The following is a 20,822-nucleotide window of genomic DNA, read 5'->3' as shown; positions in this document are numbered from 1 at the left end:
TAAATATACCCTTTTTGCTTTGACACAAAAAAATTGTTACATTCTTGGCATTGAATCTTCCTGCGACGATACTGCAGCCGCAGTAATCAACAACGGCACTATACTTAGTAATGTTGTTGCCACACAGGCTATTCATGAACAATACGGCGGCGTAGTACCTGAACTTGCTTCACGAGCACATCAACAAAATATTGTTCCTGTAGTTCATCAGGCATTACGCAAAGCAAATATCGACAAAAATCAGTTATCTGCCATTGCTTTTACCCGCGGTCCTGGCTTAATGGGTTCGCTACTTGTAGGCACCTCATTTTCAAAATCTTTGGCTATGGGATTGAACATTCCATTGATAGATGTTAACCATATGCAAGCACATATATTAGCACATTTTATTAAGGCAGAAGGACAAACAGCACCAAGCTTTCCTTTTTTGGCTATGACAATTAGCGGGGGGCATACGCAAATAGTAAAAGTGACTGCTTATTTTGAAATGGAAATTATTGGTCAAACCATTGATGATGCCGTGGGTGAAGCATTCGATAAAAGCGCTAAAATACTTGGACTTCCCTATCCTGGCGGCCCTTTGGTAGATAAATACGCGCAACAAGGAAACCCAAAAGCCTTTAATTTTCCGAAACCAAAAGTGAATCCCCTTGACTTTAGTTTTAGTGGTCTTAAAACTTCTGTGCTTTATTTCGTGCAAAAAGAAGTTGAAAAAAACCCCACTTTTATCTTAGAAAATATAGAAGATATTTGTGCCAGCCTTCAATATACAATCGTCGATTATTTGATGGATAAATTAAAAAATGCCGTAAAAAAAACGGGAATCAAGGAAATTGCTATTGGCGGTGGGGTTTCAGCAAATAGTGGTATTAGAAAAGCCCTTCAAGAAGCTGAAAAAAAGTATGGCTGGAAGACTCATATCCCAAAATTTGAATTTTGCACAGACAATGCTGCCATGATTGCCATTGTGGGCGAATTAAAATACAAAACCAATACTTTTGCTGAAAATAATGTGATTGCTTCAGCGCGGATGAAGTTTTAAAAAATTACGATTGAAAATAAAATTTATATATTTCAACTAACTAATCAATCACCCTATGACAACAGCTGAATTAATAGGCAAAGTATTTTTACCCATATCGCTTGCTATTATTATGCTTGGCATGGGAATGACTTTATTAACTTCCGATTTTACTAGAATTCTAAAAAACCCAAAAACCATTTTAATTGGACTAACCAATCAACTTTTATTTTTGCCAATCATTGGTTTTTCATTAGCAATAATCTTTAATTTAGAACCAATAATGGCCGTAGGGTTAATGATTTTAGCCTCCTGTCCTGGAGGCCCAACGAGTAACTTGATCACACAAGTTTGCAGGGGAAATATCGCGTTGTCCGTCACCCTAACTGCAATTGCTAGTATTGTTAGTGTACTTACAATACCGTTTATTTTATCATACACATTACAATTTTTTGGTGCAGCTACCAATGTCACCATCCAATTACCCATTTTAGATACAATTCTTCAAATAATGGTAATTACAATCATTCCTATTGCTATCGGAATGAGCATTCGTAAATTCAAAACAAACTTTGCAAAACGAATGGAAAAACCAATGCGAATTGCTTCTACAGTTATTTTTATTTTAGTTTTCCTAGCCGTGGTTGCCGCAAATTTTAACATCATCGGGAAAGCTATGAAAGAAGTTGGATTGGTTACTTTGTTACTAAATTTACTAACTATGGGCTTGGGATACTTAACGGCTAGCGTATTTAAATTGGATTTTAAAAGCGCAATTTCCATTACTATTGAAAGCGGCATACAAAACGGAACTTTAGCAATTGTAATTGCAACAACCATATTAAACAATGTGGAAATGGGAATTCCCACTGCAGCATATGCTATATGGATGTTTATAACTGGTGGCATTTTAATGTGGCAGCTTGGAAAAAGACCAGAATTAGCGTCTAATTAAGTAATATCTAAAGCTCAATTAATAAAAAAATAAATGCAACTTTTCTACAATCCAAATATTTCAGAAATTGCTAACGAAATAATTTTCGATAAGGAAGAAAGCCGTCATATTGTTAAGGTTTTAAGGATGAATGAAGGTGATACTTTTAAAATTACAAATGGAAAAGGTTCTTTTTTTGATGCAGAAATCACCAATGCAAACCCAAAAGCATGTTTGGTGAAAATTCTTTCTGAAGAAAAACAGTCACCACTATCCTACCAACTTCATTTGGCCGTTGCCCCCACAAAATTGAACGATCGGTATGAATGGTTTTTAGAAAAAGCTACTGAAATAGGAATAACTCAAATAAGTCCAATAATTTGCGACCATAGCGAACGAAAAATAATAAAACCAGAACGGTACGAAAAAATACTTCAAAGTGCAATGAAACAATCCTTAAAGGCATACCTACCAATTTTAAAGGAAGCTATTTCGTTTAAAGATTTTATAAATACCGAAAAAACATCTGAAGCTTTAAAATACATTGCGCATTGTGAGGAAACCGATAAAAAATCACTAAAATCTGTATTAAATAAAAACCAGAAAACAACTATTCTTATTGGTCCTGAAGGTGATTTTTCTTCAAATGAAATCGAAATAGCAAAAAAAGCAGGCTTTATTCCAGTTACTTTAGGAGAAAGTCGTTTACGCACTGAAACCGCTGCCGTTGTTGCCTGCCATAGCGTAGCTTTTATCAATGAATAAAAAAACAAACCGTATTAATAATTCTTTTTTGAAATTGTACTTTTGAAGTTATGCGAATCACACTTTATTTAGTTTTCTTTTCATTTTTCATCGGAAATATTGCTGCTCAAGAAATAGCTTTACTGCAATATGGCGGTGGTGGCGATTGGTATTCCAACCCTACCTCCCTTCCCAACCTTGCAAAATTTTGCAATGAAACTATAGGTACCGCACTAAAGGAAAAGACAAAAACTGTTACCCCTGGAAGTGTTGATATTTTTGATTATCCATTTATACATATGACGGGGCATGGAAATGTTTACTTTTCTGCTGAAGAAGCTCTAAACCTGCGAAATTACCTTATTAGCGGTGGTTTTCTTCATATTGATGATAATTATGGGATTGACCAATATATCCGAAAAGAAATCGTAAAAATTTTTCCAAATGCAGAACTAAAAGAGCTTCCCGCAAATCATCCTATATTTGGATATTTTTATAAATTCCCGCAAGGAATACCAAAAATTCACGAACACGATGGCGCACGCCCACAGGCTTTTGGTATTTATGCGGAAGATAGATTGGTACTCCTTTACACTTTTGAAACCGACCTTGGCGATGGCTGGGAAAACCCAGAAGTTCATAACGACCCACAAGATGTTAGACTAAAAGCACTCCAAATGGGCGCCAATATTATTAAGTATGTGTTTGAAAATTAACCAATGAAACTTAGTTACTATTGTAAATCTTGCAAAAAGAAAAATTTCATAAAAACAACCGCCAAGAACAGGTTTGAACTTCAAAAAGAAGTTGGCGACGAGATTAATAATCGATGTACAAGTTGTGGGATTTTAGAAAAAAAAACACATCAATCGAATCTTTGCGGAGCCCTCAAAAAGTGTAGGTGTATTATCTTTTATTTTAGCAGTATTACTTACAGGAACTATTTTTGTCTTTGGTTTTATAGCTACACTAACAATCACTATCCCTATTTGGCTTTACTTTGACGCTTATAAAAAAGCTAGTGACTTCAATAAAATAATGATTCCAAGAAAAAAATAGCGCAATTTTGACGCCTAACAGTTTCATTCCTTAACAAAACTTTGGTTTTTCCTACAATGGAAAATAGTATATTTACTAAGTGAAAACCACTGCAAAAGCTATAACTATTGGCATATTAAAAGCACTCGCTGTCTTGGCGGCTGTTTTTGTTTTTATATGGTTTCTTTTCGAAATTCAAGCGCTAATTCTCTACATTGGCCTTGCGGTTGTTTTATCACTAATCGGAAGACCTGTTGTGCTTTTTTTAAAAAGAAGACTGAAATTTAGGAATACTTTTGCTTCTGTGATAACACTTCTAATGATAATTGGAACTTTCAGTTTATTACTTAGCATTTTTATTCCAATAATTATTGAACAAGGAAAGCACATTTCACAAATAGATTTTGAGCAAGTTAAACAAGATTTGAATGAACTAAATATCCAAGCTAGCGATTACCTTGGTGTAGAACATTTTCAATTGGTTGAAGCCATAAAAAGAACTACCTATATTCAAAACCTAAACGTTGAAATAATACCAAGCTTTATAGATATTTTCTTCGGAAACCTTGCAAGCACGATTATTGGAGTTTTCTCCGTATTATTTATTTCCTTTTTTCTTTTAAAAGATGAAAGTCTTATTGCGCGGTCGGTACTCGCTTTTGCCAAAACTGGTGATGAAGAAAAATTTAAAAGAATCTTAATTAAAATTAAAGAATTGCTGTCGCGCTATTTCATCGGGCTTTTAATACAGATTTTTATTCTCTCATTATTTTATTCTGTCTTATTACTATATTTAGATATAAATGACGCCGTGGCAGTTGCCTTAATTTGTGCATTTCTAAATATAGTTCCGTACTTAGGCCCAGTTATTGGTTGGGTATTGGTGTTGCTTGTTGTGGTTTCAAATAATTTAGGGGCAGATTTTTCATCTGGGCTACTTCCATTACTTTTAATTGCTACTGCAGGCTATTCGCTAGCGCAAATTTTTGATAATTTTATATCACAGCCTGTTATTTTTGGGCATAGTGTTCGCTCCCACCCTTTAGAAATTTTTATGGTTATTTTGATTGGCGGGTTTGTTTTTAACATTCCAGGAATGGTCCTTGCTGTCCCTACTTACACCGCTTTAAAAGTAATTGCAAAAGAATTTCTTTCTGAATACAAAGTTGTAAAACGTCTCACCCGAAATATGTAATCCTTGTACAACAAAAAACTTTTAAATAACGAAGTCCAAGATTTTATTCGAAATTACAAGCACGAAGTTTCAAAGCTCGCTTTCGCAGGCAGCCCTTTTAAAACTATTTCAGTTCAAGAATTAATTCAGCAAATAGAAAGTAGAAAAAAGATTGAAAAAAAACTTCCGAGATGGTTTAAAACTTTAAATATTTTTTTTCCTCCCAAGCTAAATCTTGAACAAACTTCTTCTGAAATTACCGCGAAATACAAAGCTTCTCTTGTTTCAGGAAATACCTTAGCAGATGTAACTGGTGGTTTTGGCGTAGATAGCTTTTATTTTTCAGAAAAAATTGCTGCTATTCATCATTTTGAAATCAACACAGCGCTTTCAGAGGTAGTGAAAAATAATTTTAAGGTATTCGGCAAACAAACTATTGAATGCTTTGCTAGTGATGGAATGAAAGCTGTTTTAAACACGAAATATGATGTTATCTACATAGACCCTTCCCGCCGGCATGAAAGCAAAGGAAAAGTGTTTTTTTTAAAAGATTGTGAGCCGAATGTTCCAGAAAACATTCATGCATTATTAACTAATTGTAAGAAGCTATTGATAAAAACTTCACCAATGCTCGATATATCGGTTGGATTAAACGAATTAAAAAATGTTTCTGAAATTCATATTGTGGCGGTTAATAATGAAGTAAAAGAATTGCTTTGGGTATTAAAAAAAGATGTAGTATCCGCGCCATACATTAAAACCATAAATTTTACAAAACCCGAAATTGAGACATTTAATTTTACCTGGAATGAAACTTTAGAAACAACATACAGTTTACCGCAAAAATATCTTTATGAACCCAATGCGGCGATATTAAAAAGTGGTGCTTTCAATTTACTTTCAGAAAGGTTAAAAATTAAAAAATTACAAAAACATACCCATCTATATACCAATGATACACTAATTAACTTTCCCGGGAGAAGCTTTATCATTAAAAAAGTAGTTCCATATACAAAATCTGAAATTCGAGCAGCAATCACCTTTAAAAAAGCAAATATTACTACTCGAAATTTTTCCGAGTCTGTAGATGTGCTTCGTAAAAAATGGAAAATTACTGATGGTGGAGCAGTTTATTTATTCTTTATTACAAATTCAGAAGACAAAAAAGTGATGTTAATCTGTTCGAAATTGTAATTTTTTCAATTATTTTTGAAAACCATTTGCTTGATTTAAACAGGTTTAAAATTTTTATTAAAAAAAGCGTGATTTTTGTTTGCGATATTCCATCTGAAGACTTACATTTGCAACCGCATTTTAGGATGTTAAGTTCATAAAAAAACTGGAGAGGTGCCGGAGTGGTAACGGAGCAGATTGCTAATCTGTCGACGGGTAACCGTCGCCAGGGTTCGAGTCCCTGTCTCTCCGCATTATAGAGTTTTAAAACTCCAAAATTACAGTAAACAATATAATTGCTGTTTACGGGGTGTAGCGTAGCCCGGTCATCGCGCCTGCTTTGGGAGCAGGAGGTCGCAGGTTCGAATCCTGCCACCCCGACAAAAAGCCGGACAAGTAATATTGTTCGGCTTTTTTATTTTTAATTATCCTTAAACTCAGCTGGATAGCGCATTCCGATTTCTAATCGGGACGGACGTAGCAGAGTTTGAAACTAAAATAAATGGTCGCATAGCTCAGCTGGATAGAGCACCTGCCTTCTAAGCAGGCGGTCGAAGGTTCGAATCCTTCTGCGATCACATCCAATCCCCTTTTTAGGGGATTTTTTGTATGAACTATTTTGTATACATAGTGTATTCTGAAGAATTGAACCGATATTATATTGGTCATACAAGTGAGCCTATTTCAGAACGCCTACGAAAACACCTTTCTAATCATTCAGGATACACCTCTAAAGCGAAAGATTGGGTTGTAAAATACACTGAATCTTATCCAACCAAAAGAGAAGCTTATGCAAGAGAATTGGCTATCAAAAAGAAAAAATCAATCAAATTCATTCAAGACCTTATCAGCTCAGCTGGATAGCGCATCCCGATTTTTAATCGGGACGGTCGAAGGTTCGAATCCTTCTGCGATCACATCCAATCCCCTTTTTAGGGGATTTTTTGTTTCTTAGCTTTTACTCTGGGTACTCAACGCGAAGGTGATAAATATTATTTAGCTTTTTCTTAAGCACTTTTTTTATAGTTTCAATTTCTTTAAAAGTAATGTTTGCATTCAAAAATTGACCTTGCGCCATTTGATTGTTGATTATTTTTTCAACAAACTCATCAATTATTGACGATGAAGGTTCTTTTAAACTCTTACTTGCAGCTTCTACACTGTCAGCCATCATTAATATTGCGGTTTCTTTTGAGAAAGGAATAGGTCCTGGATATGAAAAATCATCCCCAACAGCTTCGCCATGCAATTCTTTTTCTTTCTTATAAAAATAATATACCAAACTTGTCCCATGGTGTGTTCTAATAAAATCTATCACACGGTCTGGAAGGTTGTTTTTTCTTGCTATTTCGATCCCTTTTATAACATGGTCTATAATTATTTGCGCACTTTCCTTTGGATCTAATTCATTATGTGAATTAACTGAATTAACCTGATTCTCTGTAAACATAGTAGGATTCAACATCTTTCCAATATCATGATAGAGTGCTCCAACTCTAACAAGCATGCTGTTTGCGCCAATTTCATTTGCAGCAGCTTCCGCTAAATTTGCAACGTTTAAGGAATGGTGAAATGTGCCTGGGGCTTTATTTGAAAGTTCTTTAAGTAATTTTGAATTCGTATCGCTAAGCTCTAACAATGATACATCTGAAACTAACCCGAAAATTTTTTCATAAAAATAAATCAAGGGATGCGCGAAAAGAGTTGCCAAACCACAGAGAATAAAATATTGGAAATTCTGCCATTCCATGGTTTGTATATTCCCTTCTTGGATAACAAAAAAAGCAAAGTATCCCAAAATATAAATCAGTGTAATTTGTCCTACTGAAATAAATAAATTCGCTCTTTTATATAATTCTGAAACAGTCAAAATTGTTACAATTCCAGCAATAAATTGCAAAAACATATACTCAAAACTATTTGGGACGATAAAACCTAGTAATAAAATCGTTAAAACATGTACAAAAAGTCCAACTCTAGGGTCAAAAAAAGCTTTAAGTATTAAAGGTAAAATACATATTGGAACAACATATACATAGTCTGCATGTACTTTCAAAACTAGCGTTGTTAAGAAAACCATCAAAAAGATGTTGAAAAATATAAATGTAACCTTTGTATTATTGTTATAAATATAGGGGCGGTAGTTTTTTAGAAAAAGGAAAAGCATTAAAAACACTAATGAAACAAGCATAGAATACCCAACAATTAGCCATAAGTAATTGTTTTTACTCCATATCTGACTATCAAATTCTGCTTTTAATGAGTTTAATATCTGAAACTTATCACCTTCCACCACCTCCCCTTTCGCTATAATTCTTCCTCCTTTTTCAATAATCCCACGGTTTGGATTTAGGGCTTTAATTTCAGACTCTATAGCTGATTCGGTTAATTTTGCATTCAATTTAACGTTTGGCTCAATAACTTCACTTAAAACACTATAAATAAGTGCTTGAATATCTTCAACTTCGTTTTTTTCAACTAATTCTCTAACTCTTTTATTTAATTGATCCTCTTTAAATATTTGCGAATAAACTCGCTCCTCTATTTCATTGCCTTTTTTTAGATAAATAAGTCTGTCGTCATTATACGCATGAATTTCATTAGTAACCCCATTCTTATATATATTTGAAATAAAGATATTTCCTAATCTTTCAACGGTGTTTTTTTCAGTTTTAAAAAGGCTATCTACATATTTTGCATGAAGGTTATTTTTAAAACTTTCTAAAACATCTGATTCTAAATCACTATCATACTCAAAGTAAGGAATTGAATTAGCCCGAATTTTCTCACGCTCTTTCTTTAGCGTATCTTCATCTTTTTTTATTGTAAAGCTAAAGGGGGCATATAAGTTTTCGTATTGCCAGGGTTTCCCTTTTTGAAAATTATATTTAAACTGACCGCCTTTTGGGAGAAAGTAAATAACTAAAAATGTGGCGGTTACAAAAAGAAAAACCTTATAAATAAGGGACTGGTTTTTAGCAAAAAAAGAAAACAGGTTTTTCATATACTTATATCTTAAAGTAAAGGTATAAATAAGGAATGAGTTATCCCAAAACCAATACTTACAAAGATTGATATTTAAGTTAGAAATCCGTAATTTCGCAGTCCTTATTTTAAATTAAAAAATAATAGCATGAGCACTAAAGTAGTTATCGTATCCGCAGTTAGAACCCCTATTGGAAGTTTTATGGGAAGTCTTTCTTCACTCACCGCAACCCAGCTGGGGGCTGCAGCAATAAAAGGGGCCTTAGAAAAAATAAACCTAGACCCTACATTAGTTGAAGAAGTTTATATGGGGAATGTGGTTCAAGCTGGAGTTGGGCAAGCGCCTGCAAGGCAAGCTGCTTTGGGTGCGGGGCTATCTGATACCGTTCCTGCTACAACTATCAATAAAGTATGCGCTTCAGGAATGAAAGCCGTAATGCAAGCAGCACAATCAATCGCCCTTGGTGATACTGATATTGTGGTTGCTGGAGGTATGGAAAGCATGAGTAATATTCCTCATTATGTACATATGCGTAGTGGCACAAAATTTGGCCCAGCCACTTTACTTGATGGTATGCAAAAAGATGGATTAGTGGACGCATACGATCAAAAGGCAATGGGAACTTGTGCAGATCTTTGCGCAACCGAATATAATTTTTCACGTGAAGACCAAGATGCTTTCGCTATGCAATCATACAAACGTTCCGCAAAAGCTTGGGCAGAAGGAAAATTTAAGGATGAAGTAATTCCTGTTGAAGTACCTCAACGCCGTGGCGAACCAATTATCGTTTCAGAAGATGAAGAATACAAAAACGTAAAGATGGATAAAATCGCATCCTTACGTCCAGCTTTTACGAAAGATGGAACCGTTACCGCAGCAAATGCTTCCACAATTAATGATGGTGCTGGTGCTATGGTTTTAATGAGTGAAGCAAAAGCAAAGGAATTAGGGCTTACTCCATTAGCTTTCATTAAAAGTTATGCAGATGCTGCACAAGAACCAAAATGGTTTACAACTGCACCTTCAAAAGCAATTCCAAAAGCTATTGCTAAAGCAGGTATAACTCTTAGCGATGTAGATTATTTTGAGTTTAACGAAGCTTTTTCAGTGGTTGGACTTGCCAATATGAAAATTTTAGGCTTAAACGACAGTAACACAAACGTAAATGGAGGCGCAGTTTCATTGGGTCATCCATTAGGATGTAGCGGAGTTCGTATTTTAATTACACTCTTACATGTTTTAAAACAAAATAATGCAAAAATCGGTGCTGCAGCAATCTGTAATGGCGGTGGTGGTGCGTCAGCAATGGTAATTGAAAGAATCTAAAAACGCCGTAATAACTTCAATAATTTCTGAATGGATTACGGCATCTGCAATTTAAGTATTGTTCCACTTCGAGCTGAAGCTACTGATGTAAGCGAACTGGTTACGCAGGTTCTTTATGGGGAGCATTTTAAAATACTGGAAACTCGTAAAAAATGGAGCCGTATTCGCTTGGCTTTCGATAGCTATGAAGGCTGGATAGACAACAAACAATACCTTAATATTGCGGAAGAAGATTATTCAGATTTTGAAAAAAACAAACTTTGCCTTTCTTCAGATTTGGTTGATTTTGTTTCTGCGCCAGACAATCAATTATTTTCAATTTGCCTAGGAAGCAATGTCTCTGCCTCAGAATATTTAAAACAAGTTTTTGAAGGAAAATCAGTTTCTGAAAAACTTCCGAAAGAACATTTAATAGAAACCGCCCTACTCTACTTAAATTCACCGTATTTGTGGGGAGGGAAAACACCTTTCGGGATAGATTGTAGCGGTTTTACCCAAATGGTATATAAACTAAATGGTTATAAATTGCTTCGCGATGCAAGCCAACAAGCTAGCCAAGGAGAACCTTTAAGTTTTATTGAAGAAAGCGAACCTGGAGATTTAGCCTTTTTTGATAATGACGAAGGAAAAATTACCCATGTGGGTATTATTATGAAGGATAATTATATAATTCACGCCCACGGAAAAGTTCGTATCGACAGATTGGATCATAGTGGTATTTTTAATTACGAAATGCGAAACCACACTCATAAACTCCGCGTAATTAAACGTATTGTATAAAAAAACCTCCGAAATTTCGGAGGTTTTTTTATATACTATTTAAGAGTAGATTACTCTTGTGCTTTTAAAGCATCAAGCTTTGCTTTCATCTCTTTAAACTTAGCATCCTCACCAAGTTGGCTGTAAATATTACTTAAGGTTTGAACCACACCTACATTTGAAGGGCTAATTCGATATGCTTTTTCTAAATATGGTAAAGCATTACGATACACTTCATTTAATTCTTTTTTAAGGGTGTCAAACTTTGCATTATCCGCTCTAGATGTTCCTAAGTTATTCATTGTCTCTCTTATCGCATCTTCGTAAGAAAGCTTAACAACTGATATGTTAATTAGAGCAGCTTCGTAATTAGGGTCTATTTCTAAAGCTTTTTCATAATAACCAATCGCCTTTTCTTTCTTTCCTAATTCTGCATTTGCCACCCCTAAGTTTGTATATATTGCTGGGTTTGATGGATCTGTAGCGATAATTTTATTCATAATTTTATCGTACTTATCGTAATCACCAATCCTATTACTAATATCAGCTTCTAAACGCATTAAATCTACATCATCCGGGCTTTCAGCACGAGCAGCTTCTAGTATTTCAATAGCTTTTGGAGTTTCATCTTTCTCTAGGTAGATTCGCGCCATGTTTCCAAGAATGTCTGTTTTTCTAGAATCCAAAACTTTAACCTCAGGTTTGATATACTCACCTGATTTTACAGCAAAATCTCTAAGTTTTTCGTTCTCGAAAGCTTCTACTTCTCCATTCGCTTTATTAGTAGCAACAAATTCTTTAGACTCTCCTGTGTAACCAGCATCAAGTAATATTTGGTAGTACGAAAGTGCTTTGTCATAATCTTTTCCTTCATGAGCATAAAGTCCTGCAAAATAAAGATATTCTAATTCATTTTTATCAATCATATAACAGGTGTATAGCTTATCTGAAGCCACTAAATACTTCTGAGAAGTATAATCTGTTCTTGCGCTATTAACCAAGCCCGCTCTAACATTTTGCAATGGAGCAGCTATTTGTGCTTCGATAGCTGGATTTAAGCTAAGTGCTTGTCCAAATGCTTCCGCGGCACCTTTTAACTTAGCGAAATCAGTACTTCCAGAGCCTAAAAGTGCTTCTCCTCTTGCAGCATAAAATTGCGCTTTTATTTCATCATTGGCAGCGCCAATTAATGGTTCTGCTTCAGTTAGGTAGGTTAAAGCTTCACTGTATTCATTTGACTTTATAGCTTTTTCAGCTTTTTTTAGTTCTTTTTTTTGTCCAAATGAAATAGCAGACACAAAAGCCAGTCCTGTTATTAAAATTCGTGTTTTCATGTGTTAAAGTTTATTCGTTATTTTCGGTGTGATTTTCATTAGTATCAAGAGCAGTGCCAGGATTATTTTCATCAATTAGATCCAGATTTAATTCTTCCTCATCCTTCATTGCTTTTGCAACAGCAGCAATGGCATCGTCTTCACGAACTTTAATAAGTCGGACCCCTTGTGTGGCACGCCCCATAACACGAAGATCTGCAACAGCCATACGAATTGCAATTCCAGATTTGTTAATGATCATTAAATCATCTTCATCTGTTACATTTTTGATTGCCACTAATTTACCTGTTTTTTCAGTTATATTAATAGTTTTTACACCTTTACCACCACGGTTGGTAATTCGATAATCATCAATAGAAGATCTTTTGCCATATCCATTTTCTGAAACAACTAATATTTCTGAATCGTTTTCGTTTACGGCAATCATCCCCACAACTTCATCGTTTTTATCTCCAAGAGAAATTCCACGAACTCCGGAAGCATTTCTTCCCATAGGTCTGGTCTTTTCTTCTTCAAAACGAATCGCTTTTCCAGATTTTACAGCTAGCATTACTTGACTGTTACCGGTAGTAAGTTTTGCTTCTAAGAGCTCATCATCCTCACGGATTGTTATCGCGTTAATACCATTTGTTCTTGGTCTTGAATATTGCTCTAAAGCTGTTTTTTTAACCTGACCTTTTTTAGTAGCCATAATAACATAATGACTATTTATATACTCTTCATCTTTTAAATCTTGCGTACAGATAAAAGCTTTTACTTTATCATCTGGCTCAATATTTATTAAATTCTGAATAGCTCTTCCTTTTGAAGTTCTTGTTCCTTCTGGAATTTCAAAAACACGCATCCAGAAACATTTTCCTTTTTGGGTGAAGAACAACATATATTGGTGATTGGTACCAACAAAAAGATGTTCTAAGAAATCTTCATTTCGCGTAGCAGAAGCTTTTTGTCCTACTCCGCCTCTATTTTGTGTTTTGTATTCAGAAAGTGAGGTACGCTTAATATACCCGGCATGTGAAATCGTTAAAACTACTTGCTCGTCAGCAATTAAATCTGTGATGCTTACATCTCCTCCTGCATATTCAATGGTAGAACGACGTTCATCACCATATTTTGCGCGAATTTCTTCAAGTTCTTCTGTTATTATTTGCATTCTACGCTCTTTACTAGCAAGAATGTCTTTATAATCACCAATAGTTTTCATCAATTCTTCATACTCACTTCTAAGTTTATCTTGCTCTAGACCTGTTAATTGGCGTAAACGCATTTCAACAATAGCCTTAGCTTGAATTTCAGTAAGCTTGAAGGATTCCATCAATCTTTCTCTTGCTTGATCTGCATTTGAAGAGGAACGTATAAGGCGAATAACTTCGTCTATATTATCTGAAGCAATAATAAGTCCTTCTAAAATATGCGCGCGTTCTTCAGCTTTTCGAAGTAAATATTCTGTACGACGCACTACTACTTCATGGCGATGCTCTACAAAATAATGAATTAACTCCTTTAAATTTAGCATTTGCGGCCTTCCCTTTACCAACGCAATATTATTTACGCTAAAACTGGATTGCAATGCTGTATATTTAAATAAGGTATTTAAAACAATGTTTGGAATTGCATCACGCTTTAAAATATAAACGATACGCATTCCATTTCTATCACTCTCATCACGGATGTTTGATATGCCTTCGATTTTCTTATCGTTTACCATATCAGCGGTTTTCTTAATCATATCCGCTTTATTCACTTGATATGGAATTTCAGTAACAACGATACACTCACGTCCTTGAACTTCTTCAAAAGTTGCTTTTGCACGCATTACCACACGGCCGCGACCTGTATGAAAAGCTTCACGAACCCCTTCATAACCATAGATTGTTCCCCCAGTAGGAAAATCTGGTGCCTTAATGTGCTGCATAAGCCCATCGATATCGATATCATTATCTTCAATGTAGGCTATAGTACCATTAATTACTTCAGTAATATTATGCGGTGGCATATTGGTAGCCATACCTACAGCAATTCCTGAAGCACCATTAATAAGAAGACCTGGAACCCGTGTAGGAAGCACAGTTGGTTCCTTAAGAGTATCGTCAAAATTCAATTTATGGTCAACGGTTTCTTTATCGATATCAGCAAGCATATCTTCAGATATTTTATGCATTCTTGCTTCCGTATATCGCATTGCTGCTGGGCTATCTCCATCAACAGAACCAAAGTTACCTTGACCGTCTACTAGCAAATACCGCAAGCTCCATTCCTGAGCCATACGCACCATAGCATCATAAACAGAGGTATCTCCGTGTGGATGGTATTTACCGAGTACTTCACCCACAATTCTTGCGGATTTTTTATGCGCACCTGTAGCTCTAATTCCAAGTTCGTGCATTCCGAACAATACCCTTCTGTGTACAGGTTTCATTCCATCGCGAACATCTGGCAGCGCACGTGACACTATGACCGACATCGAGTAATCGATGTAGGCAGATTTCATTTCATCTTCAATGTTTATAGGGATTAACTTCTCACCTTCAGCCATAAAAAATTGGATTATTTATCGTTGTTAAACTAACGAGCAAGATACACATTTTTGTAGGTTTAACAGGGGTTTTTGCGAGCGCTTATTCAATAATTTATTAACAAATTTTAGGGTTTAAATCGTTAATAAGTATCATAGATTATACTTTGAATTACTATATATATTTTGTCCTTTTACTAAAATGATTATAAAGAGGAACAGTTTTTGTCCCTTTTTGGTTAATTTAGTAGTTTAAGAAGATAGGATATTAAGATATGGATGATAATTTTTCCCCGAGAGTAAAAGATGTAATTGCATACAGCAAAGAAGAAGCACTGCGCTTAGGCCACGATTTTATTGGCACCGAGCATCTAATGCTTGGACTTTTAAGAGGTGGTAACGGCAAAGCAGTAACCATACTGAGTGCACTTACAATAGACTTAAATCATTTAAGAAGAAAAGTAGAAATTTTAAGTCCCGCAAACCCGGGAATTATTACAAATACAAACGACAAAAAAAATCTTCACCTTACCCGCCAGGCGGAAAGAGCGTTGAAGACAACTTTTTTGGAAGCCAAACTTTTTCAAAGTAATTCGATAAATACCGCACATTTGCTTTTATGTATTCTTCGAAATGAAAATGACCCTACCACAAAATTGTTGAACAAAATGAAGGTAGATTATGACGCGGTTAAAGACCAATTTAAACTCATGATAACAAACGACGACGATTATATTGACACCCCAAATGCAGAAGCATTCCCAAATGATGATGACACTTCTGCCGAAGATGCTGGCAAAGACAACTTATTTTCTGGTGCAACTTCAAAAACAAATAAGAAGTCTAAAACTCCTGTTTTAGACAACTTTGGAAGAGATCTTACTGCCCTAGCTGAAGAAGGAAAACTAGATCCTGTGGTGGGTCGTGAAAGCGAAATACAACGTGTTTCACAAATATTAAGTAGAAGAAAGAAGAACAACCCATTACTAATTGGCGAACCGGGTGTTGGTAAATCTGCTATTGCTGAAGGACTCGCTTTGCGTATAATTCAACGAAAAGTTTCACGGATTCTATATGACAAAAGAGTTGTCACCTTAGATTTGGCAAGTTTGGTTGCTGGCACTAAATACCGTGGACAGTTTGAAGAACGCATGAAAGCGGTAATGAACGAGCTTGAAAAAAATGATGATATAATTCTATTTATAGATGAAATTCACACTATTGTTGGCGCTGGAGGTGCTACAGGCTCATTAGATGCATCAAATATGTTTAAACCTGCGTTAGCAAGAGGTGAAATACAATGTATTGGAGCAACAACTTTAGATGAATACCGTCAGTATATTGAAAAAGATGGCGCGCTTGAAAGACGTTTTCAAAAAGTATTGGTAGAACCTACCACGGTTGAAGAAACCATAGAAATTTTGACTAATATTAAAGATAAATACGAAGCTCACCATAATGTAATTTATACAGATGAAGCTATAAAAGCCTGTGTGCAATTAACAAACAGGTATATGACGGAACGGTTTCTTCCAGACAAAGCTATCGATGCTTTAGACGAAGCTGGGTCGCGTGTTCACATTACAAATATTCATGTGCCAGATAGAATTTTAGAGATTGAAAAACAACTGGAAGATGTGCGCGAATTAAAAAACACTGTAGTTAAAAAACAGAAATATGAAGAAGCTGCAAAACTTCGAGATGATGAAAAAAATCTAGAAAAAGAACTCGCTATCGAACAAGAAAAGTGGGAAGCAGATTCAAAACTTCATAGGGAAACCGTTTCAGAAGAAAATGTTGCTGAAGTTGTTTCTATGATGACAGGTGTTCCGGTAAATAGAATTGCTCAAACTGAAAGTACAAAATTAGCAGCACTGCCAGATCGAATTAAAGGAAAAGTAATTGGGCAAGATGAAGCTGTTGCCAAAGTAGTAAAAGCTATTCAAAGAAACCGTGCAGGCTTAAAAGATCCTAACAAACCGATTGGCTCCTTTATTTTCTTAGGGCAAACTGGAGTTGGAAAAACACAACTTGCAAAAGTTTTAGCTCGTGAACTTTTTGATTCGGATACTGCTTTGGTTCGGATTGATATGAGTGAGTATATGGAAAAATTTGCCATTTCACGCTTAGTAGGAGCACCTCCAGGATATGTAGGCTATGAGGAAGGCGGACAGCTAACGGAAAAAATTAGAAGAAAACCTTATGCCGTTGTCCTTCTTGATGAAATAGAAAAAGCACATCCAGATGTTTTTAATATGTTACTTCAAGTTCTAGATGATGGATATTTAACGGATAGTCTTGGTAGAAAAATTGATTTTAGAAATACAATTATCATTATGACTTCCAATATTGGCGCCCGACAAATTAAAGACTTTGGTCAAGGTGTTGGTTTTGGTACTACTGCCAAGAAAAATCAAGAAGAATCACACACAAAAAGTGTGATTGAAAATGCATTAAAGAAAACTTTTGCGCCAGAATTTTTAAATAGAATTGACGATGTAATGGTCTTCAACCCACTTGAAAGAGAAGATATCCACAAAATTATTGATATTGAACTGGATAAGTTATTCCTTCGTATTTCAGATTTGGGTTACGAGCTTATACTTTCTGAGAAAGCGAAAGATTATATTGCAGATAAAGGTTTTGACAAACAATACGGCGCAAGACCCTTAAACAGAGCTATTCAAAAGTATATTGAAGATGCATTGGCTGAGGAAATAATAAATAGTAGTCTTCAAGAAGGCGACGTTATTACAATGGATTTGGATGAAAAGACCAATGAACTCACTATTAAAATAAGAAAACAAAAAAAAACAACTGAATCGTAAAATTTTGAATTGAGAGTAAAAAATCCTCAAGTATTCTTGAGGATTTTTTTATTTAGCATTTAATCCTAATATAAACACAGCGTATACACATAAAATAATCGTAAATTACATTATAAATACACACAGTTATGATTGACACATTATATACTGAATTTGGAGAAGTTCGCATATTTAGCAATTTCGTTGTTGCCGTAATGAATGAAGGCGTAAGTATAAAAAATGAATATTATAGGGTTGTAAAAAATATTTCAGAAAAATATTATTCAGATAAATTATTTGGATACATATCATTTCGTAAAAACTCATACGCTGTTGACCCTTTGGTTTATTTAAAAACTTCAAAAATTGAGACCTTGGTTGCTCTTGCTGTTGTTTCTTCCAATGGAATTAAATCTACTAATGTGGAATTAGAGAAGCGGTTTTATGCAAAACCTTTTAGACATTTCAATAATTTAAATGATGCTAAAACATGGGTATACGAGATAATAGCCCAAAATGAAAATAAAACTACTTTATAACTTTAAAGGATTTTCTACTTGAATTAACGGCGGTCACCAAAAGAATATACAAGCCGTTTTTATAGCTTGACAAATCAACGTTTAGGGAGTTTTCAGCAACATTATTTATACTATTTAGTTTTTTTCCAGAAACATCATAAACACTTATATTTTTAATATTCTTAGTGTTGTTTAAAACACAAACAGCTTGGTTTATGGCTTTGGTTAGCGTAACATTAGTTAGATTGTATTTTTCAACTTCTAAATGAACTGGAATGCAATTACTTATTGAATCTAAGTTCGTATAAAACAGCTCTGTATTCTTAAAAAAACAACTTAAATGTCCCGCTTTATTGATATTAGGGTGTCCTCCAGGCGCATTAATTAAAGATAGTGAACCAGCACCTTCAACCCAAACAGCATTTTCTGTGCTTACGGTATTTCCTGGAGCTGGAGAAAAATAAAAATGCCTATAATCATTACCGTCTGCAAGGGTTTCTTCAAAAATAGCATCTAAAATAAAAGGACCGCCATCACTTGGAAAAGGAGAAACGGGGTTTAGCATATTGAAGGTATCTCCTTCATTTAAGGAAAAATCATACAATAAAAATTCTTCACTAGAACCTGCGGATATAAAGTTTAAATAGACCTTTTTATTTGCAACATCTTCACGCAGCAAAAAGCTACGCGAAATAAAATGAAAACCATCTAAGATTTTATAGTTTTTTCCAGCTACAATGGTGTCGCCATCGGTATAATACACATCCGTTAAACAACCTGAATAACAACTTGTATAATGCCATTCATTCAAATTATCCAGCAAAGGTTTATAATCCTGAGAATAGATTGAGAACCCAACAAATATTAATATCATTGAAAACAATTTACTTCTCATAACTTTATTTTAGTTTAATAATCTATCCAAAAAGAATCTCACTATCCACATCTAAAGATTGCAAAAAAGCAACACTTGCATGTATATCGTCTGCTAATAATCTGTCGTTTTCAATAAAAGTAACTATAGAACGGTAGGGTTTTAAAAAAGACTCCACAAAGGGTGAAGATTTTTTAGGTTGCCTAAAACTAAGTGCCTGCGAAGCATTCATCAATTCGATCGCTAAAATCGTTTCAATATTTTCGATAACACGCAAACATTTTGTGGCTCCGTTGGCCCCCATACTCACATGATCTTCTTGCCCATTTGATGAAACAATAGAATCTACAGATGCTGGAGTTGCCAATTGCTTATTTTGACTTACTATGCTCGCTGCAGTGTATTGTGGAATCATAAACCCGCTATTAAGACCTGGATTATCTACCAAAAAGGCTGGTAATTCACGGAGACCTGAAACAAGCTGGTACGTTCTCCTTTCTGAAATATTCCCTAACTCTGCCATTGCAATAGAAAGATAATCTAAGGCTAAGGCTAAGGGTTGCCCGTGGAAATTACCTCCAGAAATAATTAAATCTTCTTTTACAAATATATTTGGGTTATCGGTTACTGAATTAATTTCGGTCTTAAACGTTTTATGTACAAATTGCAAGGTGTCTTTTGTAGCTCCATGAACTTGTGGAATACAACGGAAGGAATATGGATCTTGAACATTTTTCTTTTCAGAAAGTCCTAATTCACTAGCATCTAAAAATTCTAAGATACGTTCGGCAGTTTTAACCTGACCTCTATGGGGCCTTACCAAATGCACCAGCGCATTATAGGGACTCATATTACAATCAAAAGCATCAACAGAAACGGCGCCAATTAAATCTGCCATATAGGATAGCTTATAACTTTTAAGAAGACAATAAACACCATAAGCACTCATAAACTGAGTTCCATTTAATAAGGCAAGCCCTTCTTTAGCTTGTAAAACAATAGGGGTCCAATTAAATTTCTCCATTATTTTTTGTGAAGAAACTCGTTTGCCATCATAATAAACTTCTCCTTTTCCTAGTAAAGGCAGTGATAAATGCGCCAAAGGAGCCAAATCACCTGAAGCCCCAAGGCTTCCTTGTGTGTATATAACCGGTAAAATATCGTTATTATAAAAGTCTATCAGTCGTTGTACTGTTTCAATCTGTACACCGCTATAACCATAGCTTAAGGATTGAATTTTCAACAAAAGCATCAATTTTATTATTGGTTTTGGAACCAACTCCCCTGTTCCACACGCGTGAGACATGACCAAGTTTTCTTGAAGTTTTGAAAGATTTTCTGAGGTGATTTTTACATTACACAACGATCCAAACCCAGTATTTATACCATACACTGGAGTCTCATTGTCTCTCATTTTTTCAACAAGATATTCTCTGGATTTTTTTATATTTAATTCTGCTTCTTCAGAAAGCGCTAAGGTTTTATGATTATCAATTATTTGCTTGACTAATACTAAATCAAGGATTTCTGAACTTATATAATGTACTTCTTGCATTAGATGTAGGTATTCTTTTCACAAAAATACAGATTTTTAATTGCTCCCACACTCTTTATTTCTT

16 protein-coding genes and 4 tRNA genes are annotated in these 20,822 nt (G+C 34.9%); 15 read left to right on the top strand and 5 right to left on the bottom strand.

Annotated elements, in window-relative coordinates; all coding sequences use genetic code 11:
- Nucleotides 1-19 precede the first annotated feature (19 nt).
- The 11 genes from tsaD (at nt 20) to ABJ955_RS11080 (ending at nt 6,998) form a co-directional block, all read left to right on the top strand.
- A complete protein-coding gene (tsaD, locus tag ABJ955_RS11130) occupies nt 20-1,042 on the top strand; it encodes a tRNA (adenosine(37)-N6)-threonylcarbamoyltransferase complex transferase subunit TsaD (RefSeq protein WP_347374696.1) in 1,023 nt (340 codons plus the stop codon).
- A 55-nt stretch (nt 1,043-1,097) separates the two neighbouring features.
- Nucleotides 1,098-1,976, top strand: a complete 879-nt coding sequence (locus tag ABJ955_RS11125; protein ID WP_347374695.1) for a bile acid:sodium symporter family protein — start codon at nt 1,098-1,100, stop codon at nt 1,974-1,976.
- A gap of 33 nt (nt 1,977-2,009) precedes the next feature.
- The gene (locus ABJ955_RS11120; RefSeq protein WP_347374694.1) at nt 2,010-2,720 is read left to right on the top strand and encodes a 16S rRNA (uracil(1498)-N(3))-methyltransferase; all 711 of its coding nucleotides are present in this window, start codon (nt 2,010-2,012) and stop codon (nt 2,718-2,720) included.
- A gap of 50 nt (nt 2,721-2,770) precedes the next feature.
- Nucleotides 2,771-3,415, top strand: a complete 645-nt coding sequence (locus ABJ955_RS11115) for a DUF4159 domain-containing protein (protein WP_347374693.1) — start codon at nt 2,771-2,773, stop codon at nt 3,413-3,415.
- Nucleotides 3,416-3,837: 422 nt separating this feature from the next.
- Nucleotides 3,838-4,932: an AI-2E family transporter gene (locus ABJ955_RS11110; RefSeq protein WP_347374692.1), complete on the top strand. Its 1,095-nt coding sequence runs from the start codon at nt 3,838-3,840 to the stop codon at nt 4,930-4,932.
- Nucleotides 4,933-4,935: 3 nt separating this feature from the next.
- Nucleotides 4,936-6,105 (top strand): class I SAM-dependent methyltransferase, encoded by a 1,170-nt coding sequence (locus tag ABJ955_RS11105; RefSeq protein ID WP_347374691.1) that lies wholly within the window; start codon nt 4,936-4,938, stop codon nt 6,103-6,105.
- 147 nt (nt 6,106-6,252) lie between these two features.
- Nucleotides 6,253-6,336, top strand: a tRNA-Ser gene (locus ABJ955_RS11100).
- 54 nt (nt 6,337-6,390) lie between these two features.
- Nucleotides 6,391-6,465: transfer RNA gene (locus ABJ955_RS11095), tRNA-Pro, on the top strand.
- Between the two features lie 123 nt (nt 6,466-6,588).
- Nucleotides 6,589-6,662, top strand: a tRNA-Arg gene (locus tag ABJ955_RS11090).
- 31 nt (nt 6,663-6,693) lie between these two features.
- Nucleotides 6,694-6,948, top strand: a complete 255-nt coding sequence (locus ABJ955_RS11085; protein ID WP_347374690.1) for a GIY-YIG nuclease family protein — start codon at nt 6,694-6,696, stop codon at nt 6,946-6,948.
- Nucleotides 6,934-6,998 (top strand) — tRNA-Lys (locus ABJ955_RS11080). The genes ABJ955_RS11085 and ABJ955_RS11080 overlap by 15 nt, the downstream gene beginning before the upstream one ends.
- A gap of 44 nt (nt 6,999-7,042) precedes the next feature.
- On the opposite strand, the gene ABJ955_RS11075 is transcribed toward ABJ955_RS11080, so the two are convergent.
- Nucleotides 7,043-9,088 carry an HDIG domain-containing metalloprotein gene (locus tag ABJ955_RS11075; protein WP_347374689.1) on the bottom strand — a complete coding sequence of 682 codons (2,046 nt, stop codon included), beginning with the start codon at nt 9,086-9,088 and terminating at the stop codon, nt 7,043-7,045.
- 129 nt (nt 9,089-9,217) lie between these two features.
- Here ABJ955_RS11075 and ABJ955_RS11070 point away from each other — a divergent pair, with 129 nt between their 5' ends.
- Nucleotides 9,218-10,396, top strand: coding sequence for an acetyl-CoA C-acyltransferase (locus ABJ955_RS11070; protein WP_347374688.1), 1,179 nt, complete (start codon nt 9,218-9,220; stop codon nt 10,394-10,396).
- Nucleotides 10,397-10,426: 30 nt separating this feature from the next.
- Nucleotides 10,427-11,176: a C40 family peptidase gene (locus tag ABJ955_RS11065; protein ID WP_347374687.1), complete on the top strand. Its 750-nt coding sequence runs from the start codon at nt 10,427-10,429 to the stop codon at nt 11,174-11,176.
- Between the two features lie 50 nt (nt 11,177-11,226).
- Here the strand turns inward: ABJ955_RS11065 and ABJ955_RS11060 are convergent, their stop codons facing one another.
- Nucleotides 11,227-12,489: a tetratricopeptide repeat protein gene (locus ABJ955_RS11060; RefSeq protein ID WP_347374686.1), complete on the bottom strand. Its 1,263-nt coding sequence runs from the start codon at nt 12,487-12,489 to the stop codon at nt 11,227-11,229.
- 10 nt (nt 12,490-12,499) lie between these two features.
- A complete protein-coding gene (gene gyrA / locus ABJ955_RS11055; RefSeq protein WP_347374685.1) occupies nt 12,500-15,025 on the bottom strand; it encodes a DNA gyrase subunit A in 2,526 nt (841 codons plus the stop codon).
- 254 nt (nt 15,026-15,279) lie between these two features.
- Here gyrA and ABJ955_RS11050 point away from each other — a divergent pair, with 254 nt between their 5' ends.
- Together ABJ955_RS11050 and ABJ955_RS11045 are read left to right on the top strand one after the other, a co-directional pair.
- Nucleotides 15,280-17,832, top strand: a complete 2,553-nt coding sequence (locus ABJ955_RS11050; RefSeq protein WP_347374684.1) for an ATP-dependent Clp protease ATP-binding subunit — start codon at nt 15,280-15,282, stop codon at nt 17,830-17,832.
- Nucleotides 17,833-17,960: 128 nt separating this feature from the next.
- Nucleotides 17,961-18,350 carry a hypothetical protein gene (locus ABJ955_RS11045; RefSeq protein ID WP_347374683.1) on the top strand — a complete coding sequence of 130 codons (390 nt, stop codon included), beginning with the start codon at nt 17,961-17,963 and terminating at the stop codon, nt 18,348-18,350.
- On the opposite strand, the gene ABJ955_RS11040 is transcribed toward ABJ955_RS11045, so the two are convergent.
- Both ABJ955_RS11040 and hutH read right to left on the bottom strand, forming a co-directional pair.
- Nucleotides 18,340-19,203, bottom strand: a complete 864-nt coding sequence (locus tag ABJ955_RS11040) for a T9SS type A sorting domain-containing protein (RefSeq protein ID WP_347374682.1) — start codon at nt 19,201-19,203, stop codon at nt 18,340-18,342. The genes ABJ955_RS11045 and ABJ955_RS11040 overlap by 11 nt on opposite strands.
- 43 nt (nt 19,204-19,246) lie before the next feature.
- Nucleotides 19,247-20,758: a histidine ammonia-lyase gene (gene hutH / locus ABJ955_RS11035; RefSeq protein ID WP_347374681.1), complete on the bottom strand. Its 1,512-nt coding sequence runs from the start codon at nt 20,756-20,758 to the stop codon at nt 19,247-19,249.
- Between the last annotated feature and the right edge of the window lie 64 nt (nt 20,759-20,822).

Source organism: Aequorivita sp. Q41, from assembly GCF_039831855.1.
Classification (GTDB): Bacteria; Bacteroidota; Bacteroidia; order Flavobacteriales; family Flavobacteriaceae; genus Aequorivita.
The sequence above is the reverse complement of the archived record's forward strand: the minus strand, read 5'-3'. Positions and strand labels throughout refer to the sequence as shown.